This is a genomic window from Weissella fangxianensis, assembly GCF_024718545.1.
GTDB lineage: Bacteria > Bacillota > Bacilli > Lactobacillales > Lactobacillaceae > Weissella > Weissella fangxianensis.
The window spans coordinates 1-25,809 of record NZ_JAMXDB010000010.1 but is presented as its reverse complement, the minus strand read 5'-3'; the positions used below and the strand labels follow the sequence as shown (position 1 = coordinate 25,809).

27 protein-coding genes are annotated in these 25,809 nt (G+C 40.0%); 21 read left to right on the top strand and 6 right to left on the bottom strand.

Annotation, left to right across the window (positions count from 1 at the left end; all coding sequences use genetic code 11):
* Positions 1-91 precede the first annotated feature (91 nt).
* On the bottom strand, positions 92-577 hold the full coding sequence (locus NGR58_RS04510; RefSeq protein WP_258088450.1) for a phosphatidylglycerophosphatase A: 486 nt from the start codon (positions 575-577) through the stop codon (positions 92-94).
* A 57-nt stretch (positions 578-634) separates the two neighbouring features.
* Positions 635-1,555, bottom strand: coding sequence for an NADP-dependent oxidoreductase (locus NGR58_RS04505; RefSeq protein WP_258088449.1), 921 nt, complete (start codon positions 1,553-1,555; stop codon positions 635-637).
* Positions 1,556-1,737: 182 nt separating this feature from the next.
* On the opposite strand from NGR58_RS04505, the gene NGR58_RS04500 reads away from it, so the two are divergent.
* The 3 genes from NGR58_RS04500 (at position 1,738) to NGR58_RS04490 (ending at position 4,136) form a co-directional block, all read left to right on the top strand.
* Positions 1,738-1,935: a DUF2188 domain-containing protein gene (locus NGR58_RS04500; protein WP_258088448.1), complete on the top strand. Its 198-nt coding sequence runs from the start codon at positions 1,738-1,740 to the stop codon at positions 1,933-1,935.
* A gap of 313 nt (positions 1,936-2,248) precedes the next feature.
* A complete protein-coding gene (locus NGR58_RS04495) occupies positions 2,249-3,577 on the top strand; it encodes an APC family permease (protein WP_258088447.1) in 1,329 nt (442 codons plus the stop codon).
* Between the two features lie 112 nt (positions 3,578-3,689).
* Entirely contained in the window at positions 3,690-4,136 is a 447-nt protein-coding gene (locus tag NGR58_RS04490) for a transposase (protein ID WP_115471678.1), read from the top strand.
* A 90-nt stretch (positions 4,137-4,226) separates the two neighbouring features.
* Here NGR58_RS04490 and NGR58_RS04485 read toward each other — a convergent pair whose 3' ends face one another.
* On the bottom strand, positions 4,227-5,615 hold the full coding sequence (locus tag NGR58_RS04485; RefSeq protein WP_258088446.1) for an amino acid permease: 1,389 nt from the start codon (positions 5,613-5,615) through the stop codon (positions 4,227-4,229).
* A gap of 432 nt (positions 5,616-6,047) precedes the next feature.
* On the opposite strand from NGR58_RS04485, the gene NGR58_RS04480 reads away from it, so the two are divergent.
* From NGR58_RS04480 to NGR58_RS04470, 3 genes are all read left to right on the top strand, one after another.
* Positions 6,048-7,457, top strand: a complete 1,410-nt coding sequence (locus tag NGR58_RS04480) for an APC family permease (RefSeq protein WP_258088445.1) — start codon at positions 6,048-6,050, stop codon at positions 7,455-7,457.
* Between the two features lie 86 nt (positions 7,458-7,543).
* A complete protein-coding gene (locus tag NGR58_RS04475) occupies positions 7,544-8,533 on the top strand; it encodes an asparaginase (RefSeq protein ID WP_258088444.1) in 990 nt (329 codons plus the stop codon).
* A gap of 23 nt (positions 8,534-8,556) precedes the next feature.
* Positions 8,557-8,883: a YdbC family protein gene (locus NGR58_RS04470; RefSeq protein WP_258088443.1), complete on the top strand. Its 327-nt coding sequence runs from the start codon at positions 8,557-8,559 to the stop codon at positions 8,881-8,883.
* Positions 8,884-9,075: 192 nt separating this feature from the next.
* Here NGR58_RS04470 and NGR58_RS04465 read toward each other — a convergent pair whose 3' ends face one another.
* Together NGR58_RS04465 and NGR58_RS04460 are read right to left on the bottom strand one after the other, a co-directional pair.
* Entirely contained in the window at positions 9,076-9,351 is a 276-nt protein-coding gene (locus tag NGR58_RS04465; protein WP_258088442.1) for a bacteriocin immunity protein, read from the bottom strand.
* A gap of 238 nt (positions 9,352-9,589) precedes the next feature.
* Positions 9,590-9,964: a PaaI family thioesterase gene (locus tag NGR58_RS04460; protein WP_258088441.1), complete on the bottom strand. Its 375-nt coding sequence runs from the start codon at positions 9,962-9,964 to the stop codon at positions 9,590-9,592.
* 132 nt (positions 9,965-10,096) lie between these two features.
* Between NGR58_RS04460 and menB the strand changes: the two genes are divergently transcribed.
* The 6 genes from menB (at position 10,097) to NGR58_RS04430 (ending at position 17,109) form a co-directional block, all read left to right on the top strand.
* A complete protein-coding gene (menB, locus tag NGR58_RS04455; protein ID WP_258088440.1) occupies positions 10,097-10,915 on the top strand; it encodes a 1,4-dihydroxy-2-naphthoyl-CoA synthase in 819 nt (272 codons plus the stop codon).
* 90 nt (positions 10,916-11,005) lie between these two features.
* A complete protein-coding gene (locus NGR58_RS04450) occupies positions 11,006-12,457 on the top strand; it encodes an o-succinylbenzoate--CoA ligase (RefSeq protein WP_258088439.1) in 1,452 nt (483 codons plus the stop codon).
* A gap of 364 nt (positions 12,458-12,821) precedes the next feature.
* The gene (locus tag NGR58_RS04445; RefSeq protein WP_258088438.1) at positions 12,822-13,343 is read left to right on the top strand and encodes a GNAT family N-acetyltransferase; all 522 of its coding nucleotides are present in this window, start codon (positions 12,822-12,824) and stop codon (positions 13,341-13,343) included.
* 267 nt (positions 13,344-13,610) lie between these two features.
* A complete protein-coding gene (locus NGR58_RS04440; protein ID WP_258088437.1) occupies positions 13,611-14,966 on the top strand; it encodes an APC family permease in 1,356 nt (451 codons plus the stop codon).
* A gap of 212 nt (positions 14,967-15,178) precedes the next feature.
* Positions 15,179-15,874 carry a response regulator transcription factor gene (locus tag NGR58_RS04435; protein WP_258088436.1) on the top strand — a complete coding sequence of 232 codons (696 nt, stop codon included), beginning with the start codon at positions 15,179-15,181 and terminating at the stop codon, positions 15,872-15,874.
* Complete coding sequence (locus NGR58_RS04430) at positions 15,874-17,109, top strand: sensor histidine kinase (RefSeq protein WP_258088435.1); 1,236 nt, start codon at positions 15,874-15,876, stop codon at positions 17,107-17,109. Before NGR58_RS04435 ends, NGR58_RS04430 begins: the two co-directional genes overlap by 1 nt.
* Positions 17,110-17,193: 84 nt before the next feature.
* Here the strand turns inward: NGR58_RS04430 and rpiA are convergent, their stop codons facing one another.
* Positions 17,194-17,895, bottom strand: a complete 702-nt coding sequence (gene rpiA, locus NGR58_RS04425) for a ribose 5-phosphate isomerase A (RefSeq protein WP_258088434.1) — start codon at positions 17,893-17,895, stop codon at positions 17,194-17,196.
* Between the two features lie 126 nt (positions 17,896-18,021).
* Between rpiA and mutY the strand changes: the two genes are divergently transcribed.
* The 9 genes from mutY to NGR58_RS04380 all read left to right on the top strand — a co-directional run bounded on the left by mutY (position 18,022) and on the right by NGR58_RS04380 (position 25,642).
* Positions 18,022-19,122 carry an A/G-specific adenine glycosylase gene (gene mutY, locus NGR58_RS04420; RefSeq protein WP_258088433.1) on the top strand — a complete coding sequence of 367 codons (1,101 nt, stop codon included), beginning with the start codon at positions 18,022-18,024 and terminating at the stop codon, positions 19,120-19,122.
* Positions 19,123-19,300: 178 nt separating this feature from the next.
* A complete protein-coding gene (gene rsmG, locus NGR58_RS04415; protein WP_258088432.1) occupies positions 19,301-20,020 on the top strand; it encodes a 16S rRNA (guanine(527)-N(7))-methyltransferase RsmG in 720 nt (239 codons plus the stop codon).
* A gap of 13 nt (positions 20,021-20,033) precedes the next feature.
* Positions 20,034-20,804 carry a ParA family protein gene (locus tag NGR58_RS04410; RefSeq protein WP_258088431.1) on the top strand — a complete coding sequence of 257 codons (771 nt, stop codon included), beginning with the start codon at positions 20,034-20,036 and terminating at the stop codon, positions 20,802-20,804.
* Positions 20,791-21,696: a ParB/RepB/Spo0J family partition protein gene (locus NGR58_RS04405; RefSeq protein WP_258088430.1), complete on the top strand. Its 906-nt coding sequence runs from the start codon at positions 20,791-20,793 to the stop codon at positions 21,694-21,696. The genes NGR58_RS04410 and NGR58_RS04405 overlap by 14 nt, the downstream gene beginning before the upstream one ends.
* 11 nt (positions 21,697-21,707) lie before the next feature.
* Positions 21,708-21,893, top strand: a complete 186-nt coding sequence (locus tag NGR58_RS04400; RefSeq protein ID WP_075270422.1) for a DUF951 domain-containing protein — start codon at positions 21,708-21,710, stop codon at positions 21,891-21,893.
* 28 nt (positions 21,894-21,921) lie between these two features.
* Positions 21,922-23,025, top strand: a complete 1,104-nt coding sequence (gene ychF, locus NGR58_RS04395) for a redox-regulated ATPase YchF (protein ID WP_258088429.1) — start codon at positions 21,922-21,924, stop codon at positions 23,023-23,025.
* Positions 23,026-23,037: 12 nt separating this feature from the next.
* Positions 23,038-23,781: a DUF1129 domain-containing protein gene (locus tag NGR58_RS04390; RefSeq protein WP_258088428.1), complete on the top strand. Its 744-nt coding sequence runs from the start codon at positions 23,038-23,040 to the stop codon at positions 23,779-23,781.
* A gap of 25 nt (positions 23,782-23,806) precedes the next feature.
* Positions 23,807-24,496 carry a response regulator transcription factor gene (locus tag NGR58_RS04385; protein ID WP_258088427.1) on the top strand — a complete coding sequence of 230 codons (690 nt, stop codon included), beginning with the start codon at positions 23,807-23,809 and terminating at the stop codon, positions 24,494-24,496.
* 18 nt (positions 24,497-24,514) lie between these two features.
* Positions 24,515-25,642: a sensor histidine kinase gene (locus NGR58_RS04380; RefSeq protein ID WP_258088426.1), complete on the top strand. Its 1,128-nt coding sequence runs from the start codon at positions 24,515-24,517 to the stop codon at positions 25,640-25,642.
* Positions 25,643-25,809: the final 167 nt, after the last annotated feature.

Below are 25,809 nucleotides of genomic sequence, written 5' to 3'. Positions count from 1 at the left end.
ACCACTTGTTACGCAAAGTTTTGCGATAGCAAGTGGTTTTTTATTTTGTTTATTTTTTGGACTCCAAAACGGCAACGTATCAGCTCTTTCTTTAATCATGTGCGATTCTAGCTTCGGCTGCTGCTGCGATTGCTGCGACGATATCATCGATGAAGGTATTTACGCGACCGCCGTTATGTTGTTCGTCGTTTAACTTACCAACGATGCCAGGCTTCACGCGGTCTAGATAACCGAAATTGGTCCATGAAATTGTTCCATAGATACCTAAGATAGACATGACCAATTGTTCATCGATACCGTAAGTCGCATGGTCACCACCGATACGTTCTTGTAATGGTTCTGGTAGTTGTTTAGCCTCCGCCACATCGTCTAGGGCTAAACCAGTCATGACGGCATCTTGTACTTCAGTTTTGTGTAACACGTGTTGTACAGAATCAATGGCTGTTGCCAATGATAAATCTGGAATATAGTCTTTTTGACCACTGACAACTAATTCAGCAATGTCAGGTAATTGGACACCACGATCCTGCAACATTTGAACAACATCTTCATAATAATCACGCTCAGTAAATAACATTTCCCATTACGCTCCCTCGTTTAACAATGGCATTATTGTATCAGAAAGAGGGGCCTTTTAAAACGTATCGAATTTTAAAACAGCTTTCCCTTGTAAGGAATGCTGACGAGCTTGTTCGTGAATGTCACGAAGATTAGCTAATGTAAATGGGAGCACTTGACCAATACGGAACGTGATTTTATCAGCAACCATATCGGCAAATAATGCTTCAAGATTAGGACGCTTTCCATCGGAGAAGGTGTTAGCAGCGTCGATATCAAATGCTGACAGAGCTTTTTCATCAAGACCAGCGATGCTACGTAGGATACCACCAGTTTTTAGAATTTTTGCAGACTGAATCGAGACTGCACCACCAATGGTATCTAAGACAGCGTCGAAATCAGATAGTTCATTTTCATAGGCGGTATGATAGTCGATTGGTGTGACATCTCCAAATGATTTTAGATAGTCAAAGTCAGCTGGCTTAGCGGTTGCATAAACTTGTGCCCCAATATTCAATGCGGCCTGCACAGCAACTGAACCAACAGCCCCTGCGCCACCTTGAACAAGAACTTTTTGCCCAGGTTGGATGTTTAAATCACGATGAATCATTTGATAACCAGTTGCAGCACCAATGACCGCGGCTACGGCATGAATGTCATCAATGTCATCAGGCACTTTTGTAGCGGCAGATTGGCCAACTGGTACTAATTCAGCATAGGTTTTTTGGTGACGAGTGGCAGCAACGCGGTCACCAACTTTAAAGTCGGTGACGTCTGAACCGATAGCGACGACTTCACCCACCACACTTGAACCGGGAATTAATGGTAATTCTTCTGAAGTACCCATTTTTCCTGCGATAAATTTCACATCATAAGGATCAATAGCGACGGCATGATTTTTGACCAACACCTGTTTTTTCAGTAAAGCTGGTGTTTCAGTATCGATTTCTTTTAAACCAGTAACTGGACCATAATTATCTAATTGAATAGCTTTCATAATATTTCCTCCTTATTTCTTTTATCATAAGTATAGTCTAACTTAGTTTGATAAGTGGGACAAAAGTCCAAATTAATTCACCCAAACATGGTTGTACGTTAGAATATAGCTATAAATAGTTAGGCAATTTCAGTCTGATTGTTTTTTACAAGTCAGTAATTATGTCAAAGAAGATGTTTAACATGCCATGGACAAAAGAAGATTACCCGGACTCATTAAAAAATCTTAAGCCAACTGTGCGTAACAAAGCGATTGAAATTATGAATGCGCTACAAAGAGAAGAAAACTATAATGAACAACGTATTATTGCGATTGCCACCAAAAAGGCTGAAGAATGGTACAAGAATGACCATCCTAATGCTTCGGTTTATAAAAAATGATCTATCATGTAATAGATATTTTTATTAGCGATAATGAAAATATAATTAAAAAACAGTTGCAAAGCTATAATCGCTGTGGTAGTTTAATATATATTAAATCGCATCAAGGGAGGACATCACTAATGACTAATTTAAAAAATATGCAAATTAATAATTCGACGTCCTCTGACTCAACTGTATTACCAAGCAGTTGAGTGTTTTGAGGTGATTAAATAATTTGTCGCTAACAAAAACCGTTCAATCTGGGTAATGCATTGTGTTGTGTATTACCTGGGTTGGACGGCTTTTTTATTTTGGCTTAAGGAGCATAGAGATGGCGTTAGAAAAAAGTGGCTTAAAGCGCTCGATGGGCGTGATGACAGGTATTTCGGTAGTTATTGGTACGGTTGTAGGTTCAGGAATTTTCTTTAAGCAAGGACAAGTATTAGAGACGGCTGGCGGTACGACAGCAGGGTTAGCAGCCTGGATCGTGGGTGGCTTGATTACCTTGGCTGGTGGGTTGACCTTATCAGAGATTGGCTCAAGAATACCGGAAACCGGTGGTATGTACATTTATATGGAAAAGCTCTATGGTAAGTTTGTTGGCTTCCTGACTGGTTGGACACAAGTTGCCATTTATGCCCCTGCGATTATTGCATCGGTTGCGGCTTATTTTGCGGAACTGTTTGCGGACTTTTTTAATATACCAACACAATGGGCACCAACAATCGGTATTGTGACCCTATTGCTGATTACAGCCATGAATTCATTGGATAATCGTATTGCCAGTGCTTTCCAAGTAACGACGACGACGATTAAATTAATTCCCATTTTTGCCTTGGTTACCTTTGGCGTTTTCTTTGGGAAAGCCGATGCTTTGGGTCAAACCGTTCATCATATGGCATCATCAACATCTGGTAATTTTGGACTGGCAATTTTAGCGACATTATTTGCTTATGATGGTTGGGCAACATTAGCTAACTTAGGTGGTGAGATAAAAAATCCACGTCGTAACTTACCTCGAGCAATTATTGGTGGTCTGTTAGTTGTTATTTTGGTTTATGTTGGGGTAACTTATGGTATTTATCAAGCCGTGCCAGCCAACCAAATTGTTTCCCTTGGTAGTGAGGTGCCATATACAGTCGCTCGTCAAGCATTTGGTGATTTAGGTGGTAAATTATTGGCACTTGGTATTTTGATTTCTATGGCTGGCACGCTTAATGGTAAGATGCTTGCCTTTCCCCGGATGGTTTATGCAATGGCTGATGAAGGTGTTTTACCACGTTATCTAAAAAAGGTTAATCGTGCACAAGCCCCAGTAACAGCATTATGGACAACGGCCGGCTTAGCAGCTATTTTGATTGCAATCTCAGGAGCTGATTGGTTGTCAGATATGGCTGTCTTTGTTATTTGGTTGTTCTATGCGGCAACATTTTTTGGTGTTTTTATTTTGCGTTTACGAGATAAAAAAGCTGGCGTGAAGCCCAATGAATTATTATTCCAAGTACCTTTGTACCCAATTATTCCAATCATTGCCATTGGTGGTGCCTTATTTGTTTTGATCAACACATTAATTGCTAGTTTCTCAATGGTGTTGATTTCATTTTTCTTTGTAGGTGTTGGTATCCCAGTTTATTATTACTACAAACGCAAGAATGAATAACTAATAGTATTTCATAGCCATTGAAACCTCACTCAATCAGAAAGTGGTTGCTTACTAAGAAAATATGCGATAATAGATGTAAAAGTATTTATTAGTAAGGGAGTATGTCAGTATGGGAAAGTATCATGTGACGAATTATGAACAGATGTCGTTTGATGATTTTAATCAGCCATCAGGTTTACCAATCGATCGTGACAATCGTTGGGTTGTGCGCGCAGATAAAATTCCATGGCATGATTTAGAAAAACAATATGCATTAGTTTTTACAAGTAATCGTGGTCCTAAACCTTTACCGTTCCGATTAGTGTTCGGTGCGCTAATGATTCAACAATTGCTTGAATTAACTGATGAAGAAACTTTGGAACAAATCAAGGAGAATCCCTATTTGCAATATTTCGTTGGTCAATCAGGGTATGTTTATCAACGGCCATTTAGTTCGTCAACTTTAAGTCGTGCCCGGCAGCGCATTGGGGATGATGAAGTCTTGGCGATGGTTGATCGTATTGAGGATTTGATGGTAGCCGAAGGGGTAACGTCTAAAATTGGTAAGCGTCATTAATAAATGTATGGCATTGTATTTAATAGTAAAAAGACCAGCAAGGTCACGCGATGTTCATCGCATGACCTTGCTGGTCTTTATTGTTGTGATTTAGTTTTGATGTTTCTTTTCTCGAACAAAGAAAATAATCGACAACAGAACTAGGAAACCAGCACCGATGCAGACAGAAATACGAGTGTCTGGATTAATAAACATGAAAATAACGATGATTACTAGTGAGATCAGAGCGAAGTAGTTCGTTAATGGATATAGTGGCATTTTGAAAGGATGCTCAGCCATCAAGGCTTTATTAGATGCGCGGAATCTTAACTCTGAGAACAGGATAATAAACCAAGGCACCATACCTGGTAGCACACTTGAACTATAAACTAGGACGAACAAATCAGCTGTTGATTTACTTAATGCAGAAAAGACCGTATTTAAAATCAAACCAAGTAGAATACCACCAGAAATAGCAAGAATTGAAACATAAGGCACTTGATGTGATGACAACTTTGATAACGATTTTGCTGTTTCACCATCTTTTGATAACTTAAACAACATCCGGCTTGAACTGTAGATACCAGAGTTGGCACCCGACATTGCAGCTGTTAGTACGACGAAATTAATAATACCAGCGGCTCCTGAAATACCGACTTTTGAAAATGTTTCAACGAATGGTGAACCGACAGCATCAAGTTGGTTCCAAGGGTAGATTGTGACGATAACAAAGATAGCACCAATATAGAAAATCAAAATACGCCAAACGATTGAACGAATTGATGCAACGATGGCATGCTTTGGGTGTTCTGCTTCACCAGCAGTGATTCCTAATACTTCAATTCCTTGATAAGAACCGACCACGATTGACAGCGCAAAGATGAACCCTTTAACGCCACCTGTGAAGAAACCGCCGTGTGACCACAAATTTGATAATCCGATTGCGTGCCAGTTATTACCTAACCCTAAGAAGATGACCATGACACCGAGCACGATCATGATGATAATCGTGACCACTTTGATCATGGCAAAATAAAATTCCATCGTACCGTAAGCTTTAGCAGAAGTTAGATTTGCAAAAGCTAGCGTGGCAATGACGACAACGCCAGAAATCCAGCCGGGTAAGTTGGGCCACCAATAATTTAGATAAGTACTGACGGCAATAACTTCACTTATTCCAACAACGATGTATTGAAAAACGTTACTCCACTTTGTGAGATAACCAGCCAAAGGATGAATATAGTTTGTTGCATAGTCAGCAAATGAGCCAGTTGTTGGGTTAATGAAAATCATTTCCCCTAGTGCTCGCATGACTAGATACAACAGAATACCGACAAAAGCGTAGGCTAATAGCACTGATGGACCAGTCCATTGGATGGTTGATGTTGATCCCATAAATAGACCAACACCAATTGTGCCACCAAGTGCAATCATCTGCATTTGCCCACTCGTTAATGAACGTTTTAACTGACGCTCAGGTTTTCCCTGTTCACTTTTCATCTGCCAAACTCCTCTTTCTACTAAAAAAGTATACAAAAAACCGCCCAATCAACTTGCACCGCAAGGGGGTGTCGAGCTGGTTGGACGGTTTGCTAATAATCGATATTTATTAACAGCACGTTAAATAACCCAACCAGCCGAGATGGTGGTTGAGGTGGTGGTCGTTAAGTGGTCTGCCAAGATTAAGTTTTTAACTGCATGAACTAACATAACGATTTCCCTCCGTGCATTAATTGATAATTAGAAGAATAGCACCATTATTCTGAGATGACAAGAGTTAATTTGAAATTTCATTAATAGGAATGACGTATTTATTTACCAAATAATAATAATAAGTCAGCGGTATCTTGAATATCATGAGAAACTTTACAAGTTATATTCATGCCGGGCATGACAAACGATGAATAGTACAAGAGAGATGAGAGGTTTATTATGGCGCAATTGAATTTATGGCAAAAAATGATTCGACGTGAAAATCCCAGTAATTATGCGGATAAGGATGGTAAATTACAGCCAATATTGGGTAAAAAAGAAATGATTGCCATGGGGATTGGTACGGTGGTCGGTGCTGGTGTATTTACGATGCCCGGTATAGTGGCAGCCGAATATGCTGGTCCGGCAGTGGTCATTTCTTTTATTATTGCAGCGTTGATTGCTGGGTTATCAGCTTTAGCCTATTCCGAGTTAGCATCAGCGATGCCTTTTGCAGGTTCGATTTATTCTTGGGCAAATGTTATTTTCGGTGAATTTATTGGTTGGGTCGCTGGTTGGGCGATTTTAGCTGAATATTTGATTGCTTTAGCACTAGTTTCATCGGCGTGGTCATCTTATTTTCAAGGTTTTTTAGCAAGTTTTGGCTTTGAATTACCCCAATTTTTCCAGGCATCTTTTAATTTAGCGCAAGGTACCGGCTTCGATTTGTTTGGGGCACTGGCGATTTTAGCCGTTGGTGTATTAGCTTCTCGTGGGATGCGAAATATTGCGCGGATTGAGAATTGGCTAGTTGTTGGGAAAATTGTGGTCATTATTATTTTTATTGTTGTGGGAGCCACAGCTGTACAAGTAAATAACTGGTTGCCATTTATTCCTCATCATCAAGCAGGGACGCATTTTGGTGGGATGACTGGGATTATTGCTGGGGCAACCCAAATTTTCTTTTCGTATATTGGGTTTGATACGATTGCTGCTAACTCAGCAGAGGTTAAAAATCCGCAAAAAACAATGCCACAAGCAATTGTGGGGACGTTAGTGATTGCGACAGCTTTATTCGTTGGTGTTGCAGTAACTTTGACGGGGATGTACCCATACGAAAAATTTGCTGATAATGCTGAACCGGCTGCATGGGCGTTACGTGAATCAGGTCATTTATTTACAGCTAACTTGTTGTCAGTGGTAGCCTTAGTGGGGATGTTTTCTGGTTTGGTTGCCTTGTTGATTGGTGGGTCGCGATTGGTGTACTCATTTAGTCGTGATGGTCTAATGCCTCGTCAATTTGCACAGTTAGATCGGACAGGATTACCTAAGATTGCCACGATTGTTATTACGATTATTGCAATTGTTCTAGGCGGTATCTTTCCAATCGGTATGTTAGCAAATCTAGTTTCAGCGGGAACATTGATTGCCTTTATTGTGGCTGGATTAGCTGTTTTGAAGCTCCGTCAGCGTTCAGATATCGACCATAGTGGTTATAAGATGCCGTATTATCCGATACTACCAATATTGGCAGCTTTAGCAGCGTTCTTGCTACTATGCTCATTAAATATTTCCGCAATTTTCTTAACACTGGGTTGGTTAGGCCTTGGTGTTCTAGTTTACGTATTTTATGGTAGTCGGCATAGCTAAGTAAAATCAAATTGACTGTATTTCGCTAATATAAATATGCGATAATAATTAAATACTAGTCATTGAAATTGATGGGAGAAAAGCCGATGAAAAAATTATTGGTTTTAACTACTGGAGGTACCATTGCCTCAACGAAAACTGCCCAAGGCTTAGCGCCAGGGATGACAGCTAATGAACTGATGACATATGTTGTACCACGTGATAATGTGACGATATCTGTTGAAAATATCATGGGGAAAGATTCAACGAATATGCAACCAGAGGATTGGCTGATTATTGCCGGACGTATTTTAGAACAGCAGGATGAATTTGATGGGTTTGTCATCACTCATGGGACAGATACGATGGGCTATACAGCGGCGGCATTGTCGTATTTGTTGTACGGTATTAAAAGGCCCGTTGTTTTGACTGGATCGCAAATTCCAATAAGTGAGACACAGTCGGATGCTATTCGTAATTTGGATGATGCCGTTACGTTTGCTAGTCAAACGCATTTGACCGGTGTTTATCTTGTATTTAACGGTTTGGTCATGATGGGGACCCGCGCGGTTAAGACAAAAACAAAGAGTTATGATGCGTTTGAAAGTATCAACTACCCATACCTGGCAAGCGTGAATGCTGGAGAAATGGTGTCACTATATGAACCAGAACCAGAAGAACCCTTGTTAAAGGCCCATACATCATTGGATCCGAATATCTTTGTTGTTAAAGCCTTTCCGGGGCTTTCTGTGGATATATTTGATTATCTAGTTGAAAATACCCATGGTGTTATTATTGAAAGTTTTGGCAATGGTGGTCTGCCATTCCAACGACGTAACTTAATTCCAGGGATTGAGAAGTTGATTGCGGCGAATATTCCGGTTATTATTACGACGCAAATTCTGGAAGAGGGTCAAGACATCAATTTGTATGAAGTTGGTAAACGCGTGGCGGATGCTGGTGGCGTCACGGTGGGTGATATGAATACCGAAGCGGTTGTGGCAAAATTGATGTGGGTACTAGATCAGACCCGCGATCCACAAACGATTACAAAAATGATTCAGACACAAACAGCTCATGATATTGGATTTGTTTAGATATTGTCACAGAGGAGGTTCAAATGGCAAAACTATCATATGATATTTTAGAAAAGTTCGGTGCATTATCAACCAGTAAAAGTGGTTGGGAACTACAGTTAAACTTTGTGCAATGGGGTGAGAATAAACCTAAATTTGATTTACGATCATGGTCACCAGATAATAGCAAAATGGGAAAAGGACTAACCTTATCCCATGATGAAATTGTTGCATTATATGATGTGTTAACAAAAGTACTAGCAGCTGAACATGCACCTGTAACAGATGTCACGGGTAACGATGATGTTGAGACTCAGTCAAATAATGCGGACGATGATAAACCCAAGTGGGGTCGCCTAGACGAGATGTAAGCGAGTGCTTGCTTCTTGTACTAAACGCCATCAAGTAGATGTTTGAAATATTATAAAATTAAATCTATTAGGATTCAAAAAGGGTTGGGATACAATAAGTATCCCAACCCTTTTAGGCTTTGTTATATATTTGTTAACTTGAGCGTATAGATGCTGCCTGAAAGACTGCAAATATTCTCTCATGTCCTGGGTTTATAACATACGTAACCCAAGGCCAAATCCATTCCAAATACCTCGATATTGAACCATTGACATTAGTTTGAGCACAGAATGAGGAACATTTTGATGATCTTTTCGGATGATTTTTGAAATTCCATCTATGAATTGAGAAATTTCAATTCCCTTAAGCTTGTTGTTGAGTAACTTGTTTCGGTACTCGATTAAAAACTTACTTAATTTTGAATTTTCATCAACTTCTTGAATTGCAATATCAAATTGATTGAGTAAGGCAGTGTTTTTATTTTTCATAGGTTAACACTTTCTGATAGTCAGTTCTCTTCAATAATGAAGCGGGTTAATAAGCACGGGTCATTTCTCCAGTAGTAGGACGCATACGTTCATTGTGCTAGGCAAATCCTGTGGTTCATACATACATTTGAAAACTTTTATTGAGCCGTATCAATTTATTTAATCGTAACATATTACATAGCAGGAACACTGATTGTGCCTTGGAAAGTATGACTAACTAAAATCTTTAAAGTATCACTCAACCTTGCGTGGTTATCATCACCGTCACAATCGATGTTGATGTCTGTTGCTGTGTCTCTTCAATTAAGGTTGTGACTGTCCAAGTTTGGATGCGGTGACCTAATTTGATAGGGGTTGCAACGGCAATCAAGGTACCATTTTTTGCTGCATTTAAATGATGAGTATGAATATCGACCCCAACTGGCACTTGATTTGGCTCAGTCAAACTAGCTTTGGCCCCTAAACTGGCAGCAGTTTCAGCAAGAAAAGCATTGATACCACCATGCACGATGCCATAAGGTTGCTTAATATTATCGGTGATTGGTAAACGCACGATTGTTTTTTCAGTCGTGACCAGATCGTTTGCAACATTTAGAAATTTCAGTGCATCCATGGTAATACCTCGCATTTAAATATAGAATATAATCAATCATCATTTTAATATTAATTTGGAAAAAATAATAGAAAAGATTATAATGCATTAGTAGCATATAAGAGATAAAAAATAGGAAGTGGCAAAATAAATATGACAGTAGAATGGTCAACAGTTAAAGAATACTCAGAAATTTTCTTTGAACGTGCTGATGCGATTGCTAAGATTACCATGAATAATCCACGCCATCACAATGCGTTCACACCTGATATGGTTCAAGAAATGATCGACGCTTTTTCAATTGCGCGTGACGATGCGTCAATTGGTGTGATTATTTTGACTGGAGAAGGGGATAAGGCCTTTTCATCTGGTGGTGATCAATCAGTACGTGGTAATGGTGGTTATGTTGGACATGATCACATTGCTCGTTTGAATGTTTTAGACTTACAACACTTGATGCGTATTATTCCTAAGCCAATCATTGCAATGGTTAAGGGTTGGTCAGTCGGTGGTGGTAACATTTTGCAATTAGTTTGTGATTTGACGATTGCCGCTGACAATGCCATGTTTGGACAAACTGGTCCCAAGGTTGGTTCATTTGATGCCGGCTATGGTTCAGGTTACTTAGCACGTGTTATTGGACATAAGCGCGCAAAGGAAGTTTGGTTCTTGAACAAGTTCTATACCGCTCAAGAAGCTTATGATATGAACTGGATCAATCGTGTGGTTCCTTTGGCTGAAGTTGAAGAAGCAACCATCGAGTGGGCAAATATCATTTTACAAAAGTCACCAACTGCCTTGCGCTTTATTAAGGCAGCCATGAATGCTGATACAGATGGTTTGGCTGGTTTGCAACAATTTGCTGGTGATGCCACAATGTTGTACTACACAACTGACGAAGGAAAAGAAGGTAAGAATGCCTTCCTTGAAAAGCGTCAACCAGACTTTAATAAGTATCCAAAATTCCCATAAAAAAGATTAAGACTCGGTATGTGACAAATGATTGTCAGTTATCGAGTTTTTTGTTCTAGTTTGCTTTAAAAAAATAATAGAAGGAATATTATGGAAAATTGGTTAACAAAACGTGCCCAGTTATCACCTGATCGATTAGCCGTTCAGTATCAGGGAACAAAATTAACTTTCGCACAGATGCAAGAAAAAGTGCAGCGCATTGCAACCCAATTAGCGCAATTTGCACAAGATGAAGAACGCATTGCGGTGATTACGTCAAATCAACTTCAAGGCTATTTGATGATTTTGGCTGTCCAACAACTAGGGAAAACAGTCGTGCTGATTAATCGACGTTTATCAGCAAGAGAAATTAATTTTCAATTACAAGATGCAGGGGTTCAGGTAGTTGTCCAAGATGATGATTTTGACTTAGCATTATCAGTCGATCAACAAGTATCATTTGCGGAAGTATTAGAATTACCAGTAACCACGCTCATTGAACCAGTTGCCGAGTTTGATTTAGATACAGTGACATCAATTATGTATACATCTGGAACGACTGGTAATCCCAAAGGGGTCATGCAGACCTTTGGCAATCACTTTTACTCAGCCGTCGGTTCAGCATTAAATTTGGGTATTATGGCGGATGATGTTTGGTTGGCAGTGGTGCCAATCTTTCATATTAGCGGGTTGTCAATTATGATGCGTTCGCTCATCTATGGTATGGGGGTACGCTTATTCAAAAAATTTGATGTTCATGAGATTAATCATGCATTATTGAATGGTGAAGTGACAACCATTTCTGTAGTTCCTATGATGTTGACACAACTATTAGCTGAGTTGCCAGCCAATACCCGTTATCATGAAAAATTCCGCACGATGTTGTTAGGTGGTGGACCAACGGACTTAACAACCTTGCAACGGGCAAAAGCAGCAGGTATTGAGGTCGTGCAGTCGTACGGTATGACGGAAACAGCCTCACAAGTGATTGCCTTGGATGCAGCGAATGCGCAACGGAAACTTGGTTCAGCTGGTAAGCCATTGTTCCCAGTATCAATACGTGTTGCTCATCAAGATGACCAACAGCACGGGCGTATTCAAATTAAATCACCAACGTTAGCAGTGGGGTACTTAAATCAACCCGAGAAGTACGCCAACACATTTGAAGATGGTTGGTTTGATACTGGTGATATGGGTTGGTTAGATGATGAAGGTTTCTTATTTATTGATGGTCGTGAGGGCGATATGATTTCATCAGGTGGTGAAAATGTCTTTCCGGACGAAATTGAATCAATTTATGCGAAATTAGATGAAATCAAGCAAATTGTGGTGGTTGGTGTGCCCGATGAAAAATGGGGCGCAGTACCAGTGGCTTTTGTTATCTTTAAGGATGGACAAACATTATCACGACAAGCTTTACGTGACTTTGGACGAGATATGTTGGCTCATTATAAAGTGCCCGCCCATTTTTACAAGGCAACAGACTTCCCACGCACAGCTAGTGGTAAAGTCCAACGACACAAGTTACGCGACTTGATTACGGACGCGTTGGAAATAGAATAAGCATTATCCTTGAATTTTCTAAATGAGCGACTATAATAATTGGTAATCTAGGAAAGGGGGTGATACGTTTTGGCAGATATACACAATCAACGAAACGTATCGCCCTTGTAAAAGGAAACAAGGGCGATACGTTCTGTATAATTTAGTAGATAATTACTAAATAGATTATGCGGATTGTAATTTAACAGCATAATCGGAATGGTTGGGACAAAATAATGTCCCAGCCATTTTTTTGTTCTTAAAAGAAATTACTTACAAATTAGCGCCAAGGCGTTTTTTGTCGCGCGCTTTTTTTATAAATGGCTATCCATGTTATAATCGTAGATAGTTTATAATTTATGTCGATAGAATGAGGTGTTAAAAAATGGAAATCATTGATGTTACGCCAAAGACTGAAGCAGACTGGGAACGTATTTACCTTGAGGCCTTCCCAGAATATGAGCAACGTCCCATTGCGGAGCTAGTTGCAATGTCTGATCAAAAGAGTGGCACAAGGATGCAAGTGGTGACTGATGAAGATCAGGTAATTGGTGTTTTGTATTTGTGTGAAATTGGTGTGGACAAAGCGTTTGTGCTATATTTCGCGATGGATGCAAAAATTCAAAGCAAGGGTTATGGTAGCCGTGCTTTAGCTATTTTGAAAGAACGGTACCCAAAAGGTTTGATTCTGGAAGCTGAACAGACTGGCCACCAAGCAGAAAATGAAGAGCAACGTGTTAAGCGTTATGCCTTCTATAAACGTAATGGATTTGAGGATAAGCAATTGCTTTCTGAAAATTCTGGTGGTATTTTCCACCTGCTAGCAACTACGGAAGATGTTACGGCAACGGAGTATTTGCAGGCTATGCAAACATTGTCAATTGACGCAGTTATCCGTAGAGGATAGGGAATTAAAATAGAATTAATATGTTTATTGACCCGAAAACTGACCACATTGTTTGGCAAGTTTTCGGGATTTTTTGGTTTTTTCTAAAGAAAGTCCTATTTAATGGATTTTTCGGGTAAAATAAGTCTTAATAAATGTATTGTATGATGGTCAATAAGTAGTGGTATGTGCCCAAGGCGATATGTTTTAATATAGTAGGTAAGTTAGGACAGAAAATGGGTTGCTAGACATATACTTCAAGGTAGGTTTAGAAAGGTAGGATTGTTTATGGCGCAAAATGGGCTTAAGCCAAGTATTAGCACATTCGGAATTATTTCCTTGGGTGCTGGTGGTGTAATTGGTAGTAGTTGGATTTATACAAATAGTCAGTTTTTCCACCAATATGGTGCGGGTGGAGAAATTTTTGGTTTATTAGCGGCAGCAGTGTTAGCAGTTCTGGTTTCGCTGTCATTTGCTGAGTTATCAACGATTTACCCTAAAGCAGGTGGTGAAGTTGTTTACGGGTATCAGGCCTTTGGTAGAAAAGGTGGGATGTTTGCCGGTTGGGCTTTGCTCGGGTCGTACCTGAGTGCGTTAGCCTTTTATGTCACGGCATCCAGTATGTTACTGTCACAGATTATTCCGCAGATTGCGACTGGCCCAGCATATTCATTTGCAGGGATGAAGGTTCATTATACTGAATTAGTGTTAGGCGTGTTGATCACATTATTTATCTTTGCGATTAATTATCGAGGAGCAAGTCTGACGAGTAATGTGCAAATTGTGTTGTTTATTCTCCTTGGCGTCATTGGTGTTATGTTGGTAGTTGTTGGGTTTAGCCATGGTAAACCAAGTAATTTTTGGCCAGCATTCTATGATCATCAGTCAAAAACCCCTGAAATATTCCGCTTTATTTTGCCAGCAATGACATTTTTGACGGGTTGGGAATCAATCGGTGTGATGGCTGAAGAGGTGAAGACCCCCGCACGAAAAATTGGGCGCATTGTCGTGATGGCAATTATGATTGCCTCGGCTTACTATCTATTAGTGCTCTTAGCTTCAGCTTGGATTCATCCATGGCAAAGTACTGCAACTATGGAAATGGGAACGATCGATGCCTTTAAAGCAGAAGGTTTCCCATTACTTGGTACGGCGGCTTTTATTATTTCTTTCTTAGGATTAGGAACCAGTTTTTTGACGTTGTTTTCAGCGGCGCCACGATTGATTTATTCATTAGCTGAGCAGAATATTTTGCCACGTTATTTTGCAAAAGTACATCCTAAACATGGTACGCCAAGTCGTGCCATTGTGATGACCTTAGTATTGGTTTTGTCACTTGGCTGGATGGGAAAAGGTGCGTTAACTTACTTCTTGGATATCGGTGGTTTCCTAACGGCTTTAGCCTGGGGAATCAACGCCTTTAACTTGTTAGCCATTCGTAAGAAGTACCCTGATTTGAAGGGTGGATTTCGTAACAAGCATTTATCGCTACCTGTTATTGGTGGTGTGATTGCGATTCTAATTGCGTTATCAACGATTATTCCGGGTACATCGGTTTCTCTAGTTTGGCCTTATGAATATATTATTTTAGGTATTTGGATCATTATCGGATTGATCAGTTATTTTGCTGGTAAGAAGAAATAGATGTCTACAAATTAATAAATTTTAACTATTAAACAAGCTGTGCCGTTTTCTTCGGTAGCAGTTTGTTTTTTTGTACAAGCAAGTGCTCTATAATGAGAGATATAAACCTTAAATATTTAAGGTATAAATAAGTTGAAAATAGGTAGTTTTTAAGGTTCAGCGTTTATATTGAAAATAACAAAACTAACAAGTGCAAGAGGGACGGTAACATTATGGCAGAAAATACGGTTAAATTATTAATTGTCGAGGATGACTATGCGTTGAATGATACAGTGAAAGAAACAATTTCTGACCTAGGTGAAGTTGTTCAGGTCCACGATGGTGATGAAGGCTGGTTTGAAATTGAGTCAGGGGTATATGATGCAGTCGTTTTGGATGTGATGTTACCTGGACAAGATGGTTTTACTATTTTGAAAAAGGCTAAAGAACAGTTTCCAAATTTGCCAGTACTGATGCTGACAGCTAAGGGTGAAATAGCTGATAAAATGCAAGGATTTGATTTAGGTGCTGATGAATATATTACGAAGCCATTCTATAAAGAAGAACTTTTGGCACGTTTAAAGATGTTATTACGTCATACAGGTGTGCTTGGACAAGATGGCGCATTGGAAGTTGGTAATGTACAAATTTATGTGGACCAACACAAGGTGTTAGTTGATGATACAGAAGTTAGTTTGCAAGGTCGTGAGTTTGGTCTGTTAGTATACTTAGTGCAACACGTGGGCCAAATAGTTACCAAGGATCAAATCTTTGACCGACTATGGGGATTTGATTCTGATACATCTTTGACGGTTGTCGAAGTTTACATGTCTAACTTGAGAAAGAACTTGCGTCAAGCGGAGGCCCAAGTTAATATCAAAACATTGCGTAACGTGGGATACACACTGAGCGCGACGACTGAGGAATAATGGCTAAAACGAAACTGGCTGAAAAGCAACACCATTGTTTTAACAAATTAAAACTACCAAAGTGGCTACAAAGAATCCGCGCTTCGTTGTCACAACAGGTTAAAATGACTATTTTAATGGTGGTTGGCTTTACTTTAGTTTTCGTTTTGATTGGTTCCTTTTCAATTAGTCAATTCCGAACAGTGATGTATGGCAATGCCCAATCACGTGTGGAAAGTGCTTTTGATGTACAAGCAAACCGCTTTGATCGACCCGTTGTCCAAAATGAAACGGCCCAGATTACTGATTATGTCGGCGCATTTAAAAAGACGTTGGATTTACCTAAATCTAATCATGTATATTTGCGTGAATATCGAGGCAGTTGGTATTTCTTCAATCGTAAGGGCAGTGAGTTGGCCTATGTCGATGTCACTGCAGAACATGATTTAGTAGAATCATATCAGACGCGTTTGTTTTGGATTTATGTGCTATCTGAATTAGCGCTATTATTGATGGGAATGGCATTAACGAGAGCTAATATGCGTCCGATTATGCGGTCTTGGAATCAGCAGCGGACATTTGTTGCTGATGCCGCGCATGAATTTAAAACCCCGATGACCGTTATTCAAAATAATTTGGAACGTATGCTGGAACATCCAAATGATACGGTAATGGATCAAGTCGAAAGTGTCGCCAATGCACTGACAGAAGTTAGACATTTGAACCATTTAACTGGAGATTTATTGACCCTTTCACAGGCCGATGCGGATATCCCGATGTTTGAATTTGAAGAAATGGATTTGGCTAAGACGGTACGTGAAGTTGGCGACATTTATGAATACAATGCTAATGAAAAGCAGCAAACGTTGCAAGTTGATGTCCCAGAAACATTGCCGATTGTTGGGGATGCCCAGCGTCTACGTCAACTGTTGGTGATTCTTACTGATAATGCTCAAAAGTATGCTGGTGAAGGTGCCAGCGTCACTATTGCTGCAGCAGCAACAAGTAGTGGGGTCAAGTTGACAGTGGCGGATACTGGTAAAGGTGTTTCAGAAGAAGATAAGAAGCACTTGTTTGATCGTTTCTATCGAATTGACAAGGCTCGTTCACGTTCAACGGGTGGTCATGGGTTAGGATTGTCGATTGCTAAATGGGTCGTGCAAGGCCATCGTGGTACGATTGAAATCTTGGATAATAAACCGCATGGTACGATTTTTAAGATGTTGATTCCAAAAGGTCAAAAGAGTATTTCATAATGTAATTTATGAAAAAAGACAGGTAAGAAAAATCCATGGATTCTTCTTACCTGTCTTTTAATTTATGTTTCCTCAGCTATTTAATTAGATTAAGGGCTGGGGATGTGAATCAAAAACCGCAATTGTCTCATCATCACGACCAACAATCACTTGGTCAACGATATTTAGGAACAAACCGTGTTCAACCACACCAACCATACTAGTCAGTTCACGACCTAGTTTAAATGGATCAGGCATTTTATCAAAATGCAAATCAAACAAGAAGTTGGCCGAATCGGTACGGACCGGGTTACCATTTTGGTCTAAGCGCCAGGTTGGTTCATAACCTTTTTGCTTTAAGCGCTTAAATAGTTGTTCAGCACCGTAAGGGATAACTTCTACAGGTAGATAATGTGTTAATTGAGGTGCTATTTTTGTATCATCAACGACCCAAATATTACGTCGTGAGTTAACAGCGACGATTTTCTCCCAAAGTAAGGCAGCTCCACCACCTTTAATTGCTGCAAAATTTTCATCAATTTGATCGGCTCCATCGATGGTTATATCGATGTGATCAACATCATCAACATTATGCATGGGAATACCAAGCTTTGCTGCTGTGCGTCGTGTCTTATCTGAAGTAGGAACCCCTTTGATTTTTAATCCTTCTTCCGCAACACGTTTCCCCAATGCTTCAACGACAAAGGCGATAGTTGAACCTGAACCGATTCCAACTACCATACCATCTTCAACGAATTCAGCTGCACGATAACCGGCTAATTTTTTAAGTGCAGTTTGGTCTGCCATAAGGATAATGCCTCTTTCTTAATTTTTTCTTATCTCCATTATCGCTCATTGCATATGGTTTAGGCAAATTTGAAATTAGAAAATGTTACACTGGATAAATAACTTTTAAAAAAGGTGGCAAAATTCATGATTGATATGTGGCATGAAGACAAAATTGCGGCATTCCGTCAAACATTACTTGAATGGTATGACAGAGAAGGCCGTGCAGATTTACCGTGGCGTAAAGACCATGAACCTTATCACGTTTGGGTATCGGAAATTATGTTACAGCAGACCCAGGTGCAGACGGTCATTCCATATTTTGAACGCTTTATGACAACCTTTCCGACAATAGAAGATTTAGCGAAAGCTCCGGAACAAATTTTATTGAAAACTTGGGAGGGACTCGGCTATTATTCACGAGTGCGTAATATGCAAAAAGCAGCCCAACAAGTTGTTAATGATTATGCAGGCGTTTGGCCAACTGATATGGCTACTTTACAGAAATTAACCGGAATTGGTCCATATACGGCAGCAGCGATTGCTAGTATATCTTTTAATGAACCAGTACCAGCGATTGATGGGAACGCATTTCGGGTGTTTTCACGGTTATTCAAAATTGATGCCGATATTGCTCAAGCAAAAACAAGAAAAATTTTCTTTGAGGTGGGACAAAAGTTAATTGATCCAGAACGTCCTGGCGATTTTAACCAAGCAATTATGGATTTAGGGTCATCATATATGAGTGCTAAAAATTATGATAGCGAACATTCGCCAGTCAAAGCGTTTAATGCAGCATATTTAGATGGAACTGAGGATTTTTATCCAGTAAAAACAAAGGCAGCCAAGCCCAAACCAGTTACTTATTTTGCAATTGCTGTGAAATCACCAGCCGGTTATTTATGGGAACAACGACCAGCCAATGGTTTATTAGGAAACTTTTGGACGATGCCATTGTATGCATTAACAGATTTTATGACAGATAGTGATGCCAATTGGACTGAAGATGAAATGATTACAGCCACTCAGAAAAGACTGACTACTGATTATGGTGTGGTAGCCGATTTAAAGAAGGTAACCGGCCGTCCAGTAACCCACGTTTACACGCATTTGAAGTGGACGGTCACGATTTTAACGGCAGAAGTAGCATCACAACAGTTGGCTCGTGGCATGTGGCGATCATTTGATGACATGCAAAAGGATCCGCAACCTAAAATTCAGGAAAAAATTTGGCGTCGCTTAAGTTAAAATCTGGCAATTGTTTACTTGATTTATGATGATAATTTTTGTTGGGTAGTAGCACAAATATTAATGTTCCACGTGAAACATAAGCCCTTAGATTTTGTGATTCAACTCTGTCCATCTATTGAATAGATGGGCATTTTGCGGTATTCTTTTAGTATTGGAATCAGTTTGGAGAGAGATAATGAACCCCGAAGAATTTGCGGCGGCACTACGCGATAAAAACGTCATTTTAGACGATAAACAACTAACGCAATACCAAACGTATTACGATCGTTTGGTAGCAGTTAATGAACATATGAATTTAACGGCCATTACTGATCGTGATGAGGTTTACTTAAAGCATTTTTATGATTCATTAACTTTAGCATGGGCATATCCTAAGTTACAAACTGACCAACTTAGTATGATTGATGTTGGTGCAGGGGCTGGATTCCCGTCGTTGCCGCTAAAAATAGCCTTTCCACAATTACAGATTACTATTATTGATGCTTTAAATAAGCGGATAAACTTTTTGCAGGAGCTAGTTAACGAACTCGGACTCGAAGGGGTGACGGTCATCCATGCTCGAGCTGAAGAGTTTGGTCATAAAAAGGCGCCAAATCGCGAACAATTTGATGTGGCGACTGCTCGGGCGTTAGCTCGTTTAAATGTTTTAGGCGAATTGACTTTACCACTTGTTAAAGTTGGTGGGGCACTGTTAGCCATGAAAGGTAGTGCTGCAAGCGAAGAATTGCATGAAGCACAAGGAGCAATCGCAAAGTTGGGCGGCAAGATTGGCGAAGAAGTACCGGTCAACTTACCAAATGGTGATCCTAGGACAATTATTGTTATTGATAAGGTAAGTTCAACACCTAACCGTTATCCTCGTAAACCAGGAGACCCAGCACGCAAACCATTGTAGGAAGGGGAAAATAATGGGACACATTATTGCATTAGCAAACCAAAAAGGTGGTGTTGGTAAAACAACCACAACAGTCAATTTGGCTGCTTCGATAGCATCTTTTGGCAAAAAAGTATTAATTATTGATACCGATGCTCAAGGTAATGCAACATCAGGAACTGGTGTTCATAAATCAAATATTGAACAAGATATTTATGACGTCTTGATTAATGACGTGCCCTTAGCTGACGTCATTTTATCAACTTCTCATGAAGGCGTTGATATTGTACCGGCAACGATTCGTCTTGCTGGTGCAGAGCTGGAGTTAGCACCAGTAATGGCACGCGAATTGCGCTTAAAAAATGCGTTGGGTAACATTCGCGAACAATATGACTATATTTTAATAGATAATCCACCTTCACTTGGATTAGTGACGATTAATACATTTTCAGCGGCGGATTCAATTTTGATTCCGGTTCAAGCTGAGTACTATGCGTTAGAAGGTCTTGGCCAACTTATGAATAATATGAAATTGGTCAAACGTCATTTCAACCCTGATTTAGAAGTTGAAGGTGTCCTAATGACCATGGTTGACCCACGTACAAATTTGTCAGCTGATGTTATTGATAATGTGCGTGAGTACTTTGGCAGTGAAGTATACGATACTGTTATTCCGCGCAATGTTCGCTTGTCTGAAGCACCATCTCGGGGGATGTCAATCATTGATTATGATCCAAAATCAAGAGGTGCTGAGGTCTATACAAAGTTAGCGAAGGAGGTCTTAGAATCTCATGGTGAAATCTAAAAAAACAGGATTAGGTGGCTTTGGGAAAAAAGGTGGTGGCCTAGGAGCCTTATTTGCTGATCAAGGTCTTGATAACTCAGTTTCTAATGGTGATGAAGTTCGTGAAATCGCAATTGAAAAGATGGTTGCCAATCCATTCCAACCGCGACGGGTGTTCAACCAGGATAAGCTGCAGGAATTAGCTGAATCAATTAAGCAAAATGGGGTCCTACAACCAGTTATTGTTCGACATAATCCCAAAGACAGTAGTCAATACGAAATTCTTGCTGGTGAGCGCCGTTGGCGAGCCTCGCAGATTGCTAATATAGAAACTATTCCGGCAATCGTGCGCAAGTTAGACGATGATCAAATGTTGCAAGCGGCAATTCTTGAAAACTTACAACGTGAAGATTTGACGCCATTAGAAGAAGCGCAGGCTTATCGTGATATGATGGATGGCCTTAATTTGACACAAGCACAAGTAGCTAAACGATTGGGCAAGGCCCGGTCGGTGGTTGCTAATTTCTTGCGTTTATTGAATCTACCTGATGAAGTCAAAGAATTGTTAAATGCCAGTCAGCTGTCAATGGGGCAAGCTCGTACGTTATTAGGATTACATAATAAGCGTCGGATTGTCCCTGTTGCCAAGCGTGCCGTAGCTGAAGGGATGACAGTTCGCCAATTAGAACAGTTGGTCAATAAATTAAACGAACAGTCAGCACCTACTAAGGAGCAACCAAGTTTGTCTCCTTATATCAAAGCATCGACAACGGCATTGGAAAATAAGTTCGGGACAAAAGTCCATATGACACGTAATCATAAAGGTGCTGGAAAAATTGAAATCACCTATTTGTCAGATGAAGACTTAAACCGGATTTTTGAAACACTAGACATTGACTTAGATGCGGAATAGTGGAGGCAGTGATGTATAATTTACATGATATTGTTGAAATGAAAAAGGCGCATGCATGTGGTGCAAATGAATGGCAGATTATGCGTGTTGGTGCTGATATGAAAATCGTGTGCCAAGGTTGTCAGCGACAAATTGTCATGACACGTCATGATTTTGATAAACGTTTTAAACGTGTACTAAAAAGTGCACAAGATTAATTAATGAAAAGAGAGATGGGTAAATAAAATGGCTCTTACAGCAGGAATTGTTGGCTTGCCAAACGTCGGTAAATCAACTTTGTTTAATGCAATTACTAAAGCAGGTGCAGAAATGGCAAACTATCCATTTGCAACCATTGAACCAAATGTTGGTATGGTTGAAGTGCCTGATGATCGGTTGGACCGTATTCAAGAATTGATTCCGGCGGATAAAGTTGTCCCAACAACTTTTGAATTTACTGATATTGCTGGAATCGTTAAAGGTGCTTCACAAGGTGAGGGACTTGGAAATAAATTCTTGGAAAATATTCGACAGGTTAACGCTATTGTCCATGTGGTACGTGCATTTGATGATGATGACATTACCCATGTGTCTGGTAAGATTGACCCATTAGAAGATATTGAAACAATCAATACGGAATTAGTATTAGCTGATTTAGAATCAATTGACAAACGTTACAGTCGTGTTGAAAAGTCAGCGAAGTCTGCTAAAGATAAAGATGCTATTGCTGAGCTTGCCGTTCTAGAACAACTAAAGCCTGCATTAGAAGCTGGTAAACCAGCCCGCTCAATTGATTGGGATGAAGATGAGCAAAAAATCATTCATGATTTATTCTTGCTAACGTCAAAGCCAGTGCTTTATGTGGCTAATGTTTCGGAAGACGACATGGCTGATCCATCAGAATCAGAATATTATCAACAGATTAAGCAATATGCAGAATCAGAAGGTGCTGATGTTATTGGTATTTCTGCACGCGCTGAGGAAGAAATTGCCGAAATGGATGATGAAGATAAAGCGGAGTTCATGGAATTGCAGGGCATTACTGAACCGGGATTGAATCGTTTGATTCGTGCTGCTTATCATATGCTTGATTTACGTACATTCTTTACTGCTGGTGGTAAAGAGACACGTGCCTGGACATTCCGTGCTGGCATGAAGGCACCTCAGGTTGCCGGTGTTATTCATTCAGACTTTGAACGTGGTTTCATTCGTGCTGAAACAGTGTCATTCGAAGATTTGGACAAGTATGTATCAATGAAGGCGATCAAAGAGGCTGGGCGTCGTCGTTCAGAAGGAAAGGAATACGTTGTACAAGATGGAGACATCATTGAATTCTTGTTCAACGTTTAATTGGGGAGAAATATGACAGAGTCAAAGGAACAAACACAATCACAGGCACCAAAGCCAACGTTGCCGACTATTCAAGAACTTGCAACGTCGGGATTAACAAGACGTAACCAAGAGTTTATCCGTCAAATGGTTATTCTGGCTAATGGTGATGAGTCTAAAGCACAATTGATCACTGAAGTTGGCGCAAAATTATTAACTGCCCAAAAAACGGGAGTAACAGCTAAGCAATTATATAATACGCCAGCCGAAGCAATGGGACTAAAGACTGAGGCAGAAAAGAGCGATGATACTCGTGGGTATGCAAGTTATGGTTTTTGGCCACTTGCAGTTGATAACGCCATTGCCTTCTTTATGATGTTTAGTTTCATGTTTGGACTAACATTGATCTTTAGTGGTATGAAGTCATCAGCGGATGGCTCAGCAGGTGCAGCCGGAATTACTTCATTGATTTTGACGTCAGTCTTAGGTGGTATTTTCTTCTCAGCTGTTACATTGACCCTTGCACCACGTCGCGATGGTAAACATGTATCATTTTTGAAAAAGGCCAGTGTTACAGTCGGGGCCTTTGCTATTTGGTTCTTAGCATACCTAGGCTTTGCCTTCTTACCACCAGTGATTAATCCACTGTTACCAGGTTGGGTATATCTTGTGATTGCAGCACTTGCCTTCGTTGGCTTCCGCTACTGGCGTTCAAAGACGGGAATCAAGGGTGGTTTCCTTGGAGCAAACGCGCAAACACAATCACGAAAGAAATAGCCAAAGAAGCAGTGAGGGTAGATTAATGAAAATTTTGATTGTTGATGATGACCAAGAAATTGCGGAATTGCTAGAAATCTATGTGAAAAATGAAGGCTATGAGCCAGTTGTTGCTGGCGATGGTAGAGAGGCATTGACTAAGATTCGGACGAATCCCGATATTGGTTTGATTATTTTAGATATTATGATGCCTGAAATGAGCGGTACAGAGGTTTTGAAAGAAGTTCGTAAGGACAATTCAGTACCTATTTTAGTATTGTCAGCAAAGTCAGGTGCGATGGATAAAATTCAAGGACTAATTACGGGTGCTGATGATTACGTGACAAAGCCATTTAATCCATTGGAAGTTATGGCGCGCGTACGTGCATTACTACGTCGGGCACAAAACGGCTTGGCACAAGCTACACCAGAGGTGCTAGATGTCGGCCCATTGACAATCAATAAAGATAGTCACGAAGTGCGCACAGCAGACGGTGTTGATATTAATTTGACAGCTTTGGAGTTTGGCATTTTGTACCTACTAGCATCACATCCAAATAGAGTATTCAGTGCTGATGATATTTTTGAGCGTGTTTGGCAACAAGAATCCGTTGTGTCAGCAAAAACAGTGATGGTTCACGTGTCGCATTTACGTGATAAGTTAGAAGAAGCCACTGGTGGTAACCAGGTTGTGCAAACTGTTTGGGGCGTTGGTTATAAAATCGAAGTACTTTAATACAGAAAGGCAGTGGGGATGAAACTAAGAATACTGAGTTGGCTAAAATTCACAGTCAAGGCAGTGGTTTCCGCCCTGCTTTTTGTATGCATGGGAATTGGTATTATTCTCATGATTCAATCACATTGGGATACAAATAATTTGTGGTCAGAATTAGTAAGGATATCACAGCAATCACCAGTAACTGTCGGGATTGTAGGGGGTATTTTATTAATTGTCTGGTTGCTATTGCTATGGCAGTTTTATGAACAAACAAAGTTATCAGAATTGATTGTAGCAGTGAATAAATTAGTACCACAGGTTGGTGATACAAAGAGTCAGGGGTTACAGGTTAAGCACTGGGGGCGCCGCTTGCAACCATTAGCAGAGAATGTTAACGGTGTTTTTGAAGCTGCGCAACAAGCAATGGTTGAAGAACATGAAATTGAACGGTCTAAAGATGAAATGGTTACAAATGTCTCGCATGATTTGCGGACACCGTTGACGTCAATTTTGGGGTATCTTGGATTAATCATTAACGATAGTGAGCAACAAAAATTGCAACGTGAAGAGATTATGAAATATGCCCAAACGGCTTTTGATAAGTCAGGCCAAATGAAATCATTAGTTGAAGATTTGTTTGATTACACGCAAGTTCATCAAGTTGACTTCAAACTCCATTGGGCACCATTAGATTTAGCGGCCTTACTCCAGCAATTGGCAGTGAATTATGAGCTTGAAGCAGAGGAAAAAGGTGTTGTGATTTCGGCCGTGTCAAATCCAACGGTTATTGAAATGGTTGGTGATCCTGACCGACTGGCGCGTGTGTTTATGAATCTAATCAATAATGCCTTTAAGTATGGTGAGGGTGCAACTTTTGTTAGATTATCGGCAAAGGTTATGCCAGATGACAACCAGGTAGAAATTCGTGTGACGAATAATGGGGCTAAAATTCCTGATGAGTCCATTAAACGTCTGTTTGATCGGTTTTATCGTGTAGAAGGATCGCGTAATACGAAAACCGGTGGTACAGGACTTGGTTTGGCTATCGTTAATGGAGTAATTAATGCGCATGGTGGACAAGTGCGAGTTGAGTCAGATGATGACATTACTAGCTTCATTATTAATTTGCCGTTAACACCAGAAGAAGACGAACTACCAGATTAACAGAAATTACATGTTTAATATAAAAAGGTTGGAACATTTGCTTTTGTTCCTGAACTGAACCCCGTAAGTTGGAGTAATTTCCAAAACTTACGGGGTTTTACTATGTTTTCAAAAGAAGTACAAATTGAAGCTGTCACAATGTATCTACAAGGTATTCCGCCTTATAA

Excerpts from the sequence above, each read along its gene's own strand:
- menB (WP_258088440.1), top strand. The coding sequence starts at position 10,097 with ATGACAGTAGAATGGTCAACAGTTAAAGAATACTCAGAAATTTTCTTT.
- NGR58_RS04505 (WP_258088449.1), bottom strand. The coding sequence starts at position 1,555 with ATGAAAGCTATTCAATTAGATAATTATGGTCCAGTTACTGGTTTAAAA.
- NGR58_RS04475 (WP_258088444.1), top strand. The coding sequence starts at position 7,544 with ATGAAAAAATTATTGGTTTTAACTACTGGAGGTACCATTGCCTCAACG.
- NGR58_RS04410 (WP_258088431.1), top strand. The coding sequence starts at position 20,034 with ATGGGACACATTATTGCATTAGCAAACCAAAAAGGTGGTGTTGGTAAA.
- rpiA (WP_258088434.1), bottom strand. The coding sequence starts at position 17,895 with ATGGCAGACCAAACTGCACTTAAAAAATTAGCCGGTTATCGTGCAGCT.
- NGR58_RS04440 (WP_258088437.1), top strand. The coding sequence starts at position 13,611 with ATGGCGCAAAATGGGCTTAAGCCAAGTATTAGCACATTCGGAATTATT.
- NGR58_RS04470 (WP_258088443.1), top strand. The coding sequence starts at position 8,557 with ATGGCAAAACTATCATATGATATTTTAGAAAAGTTCGGTGCATTATCA.
- rsmG (WP_258088432.1), top strand. The coding sequence starts at position 19,301 with ATGAACCCCGAAGAATTTGCGGCGGCACTACGCGATAAAAACGTCATT.
- NGR58_RS04385 (WP_258088427.1), top strand. The coding sequence starts at position 23,807 with ATGAAAATTTTGATTGTTGATGATGACCAAGAAATTGCGGAATTGCTA.
- NGR58_RS04465 (WP_258088442.1), bottom strand. The coding sequence starts at position 9,351 with ATGAAAAATAAAAACACTGCCTTACTCAATCAATTTGATATTGCAATT.
- mutY (WP_258088433.1), top strand. The coding sequence starts at position 18,022 with ATGATTGATATGTGGCATGAAGACAAAATTGCGGCATTCCGTCAAACA.
- NGR58_RS04510 (WP_258088450.1), bottom strand. The coding sequence starts at position 577 with ATGTTATTTACTGAGCGTGATTATTATGAAGATGTTGTTCAAATGTTG.
- NGR58_RS04485 (WP_258088446.1), bottom strand. The coding sequence starts at position 5,615 with ATGAAAAGTGAACAGGGAAAACCTGAGCGTCAGTTAAAACGTTCATTA.
- NGR58_RS04400 (WP_075270422.1), top strand. The coding sequence starts at position 21,708 with ATGTATAATTTACATGATATTGTTGAAATGAAAAAGGCGCATGCATGT.
- NGR58_RS04380 (WP_258088426.1), top strand. The coding sequence starts at position 24,515 with ATGAAACTAAGAATACTGAGTTGGCTAAAATTCACAGTCAAGGCAGTG.
- NGR58_RS04390 (WP_258088428.1), top strand. The coding sequence starts at position 23,038 with ATGACAGAGTCAAAGGAACAAACACAATCACAGGCACCAAAGCCAACG.
- NGR58_RS04430 (WP_258088435.1), top strand. The coding sequence starts at position 15,874 with ATGGCTAAAACGAAACTGGCTGAAAAGCAACACCATTGTTTTAACAAA.
- NGR58_RS04445 (WP_258088438.1), top strand. The coding sequence starts at position 12,822 with ATGGAAATCATTGATGTTACGCCAAAGACTGAAGCAGACTGGGAACGT.
- NGR58_RS04460 (WP_258088441.1), bottom strand. The coding sequence starts at position 9,964 with ATGGATGCACTGAAATTTCTAAATGTTGCAAACGATCTGGTCACGACT.
- NGR58_RS04480 (WP_258088445.1), top strand. The coding sequence starts at position 6,048 with ATGGCGCAATTGAATTTATGGCAAAAAATGATTCGACGTGAAAATCCC.
- NGR58_RS04500 (WP_258088448.1), top strand. The coding sequence starts at position 1,738 with ATGCCATGGACAAAAGAAGATTACCCGGACTCATTAAAAAATCTTAAG.
- NGR58_RS04405 (WP_258088430.1), top strand. The coding sequence starts at position 20,791 with ATGGTGAAATCTAAAAAAACAGGATTAGGTGGCTTTGGGAAAAAAGGT.
- NGR58_RS04495 (WP_258088447.1), top strand. The coding sequence starts at position 2,249 with ATGGCGTTAGAAAAAAGTGGCTTAAAGCGCTCGATGGGCGTGATGACA.
- ychF (WP_258088429.1), top strand. The coding sequence starts at position 21,922 with ATGGCTCTTACAGCAGGAATTGTTGGCTTGCCAAACGTCGGTAAATCA.
- NGR58_RS04435 (WP_258088436.1), top strand. The coding sequence starts at position 15,179 with ATGGCAGAAAATACGGTTAAATTATTAATTGTCGAGGATGACTATGCG.
- NGR58_RS04490 (WP_115471678.1), top strand. The coding sequence starts at position 3,690 with ATGGGAAAGTATCATGTGACGAATTATGAACAGATGTCGTTTGATGAT.
- NGR58_RS04450 (WP_258088439.1), top strand. The coding sequence starts at position 11,006 with ATGGAAAATTGGTTAACAAAACGTGCCCAGTTATCACCTGATCGATTA.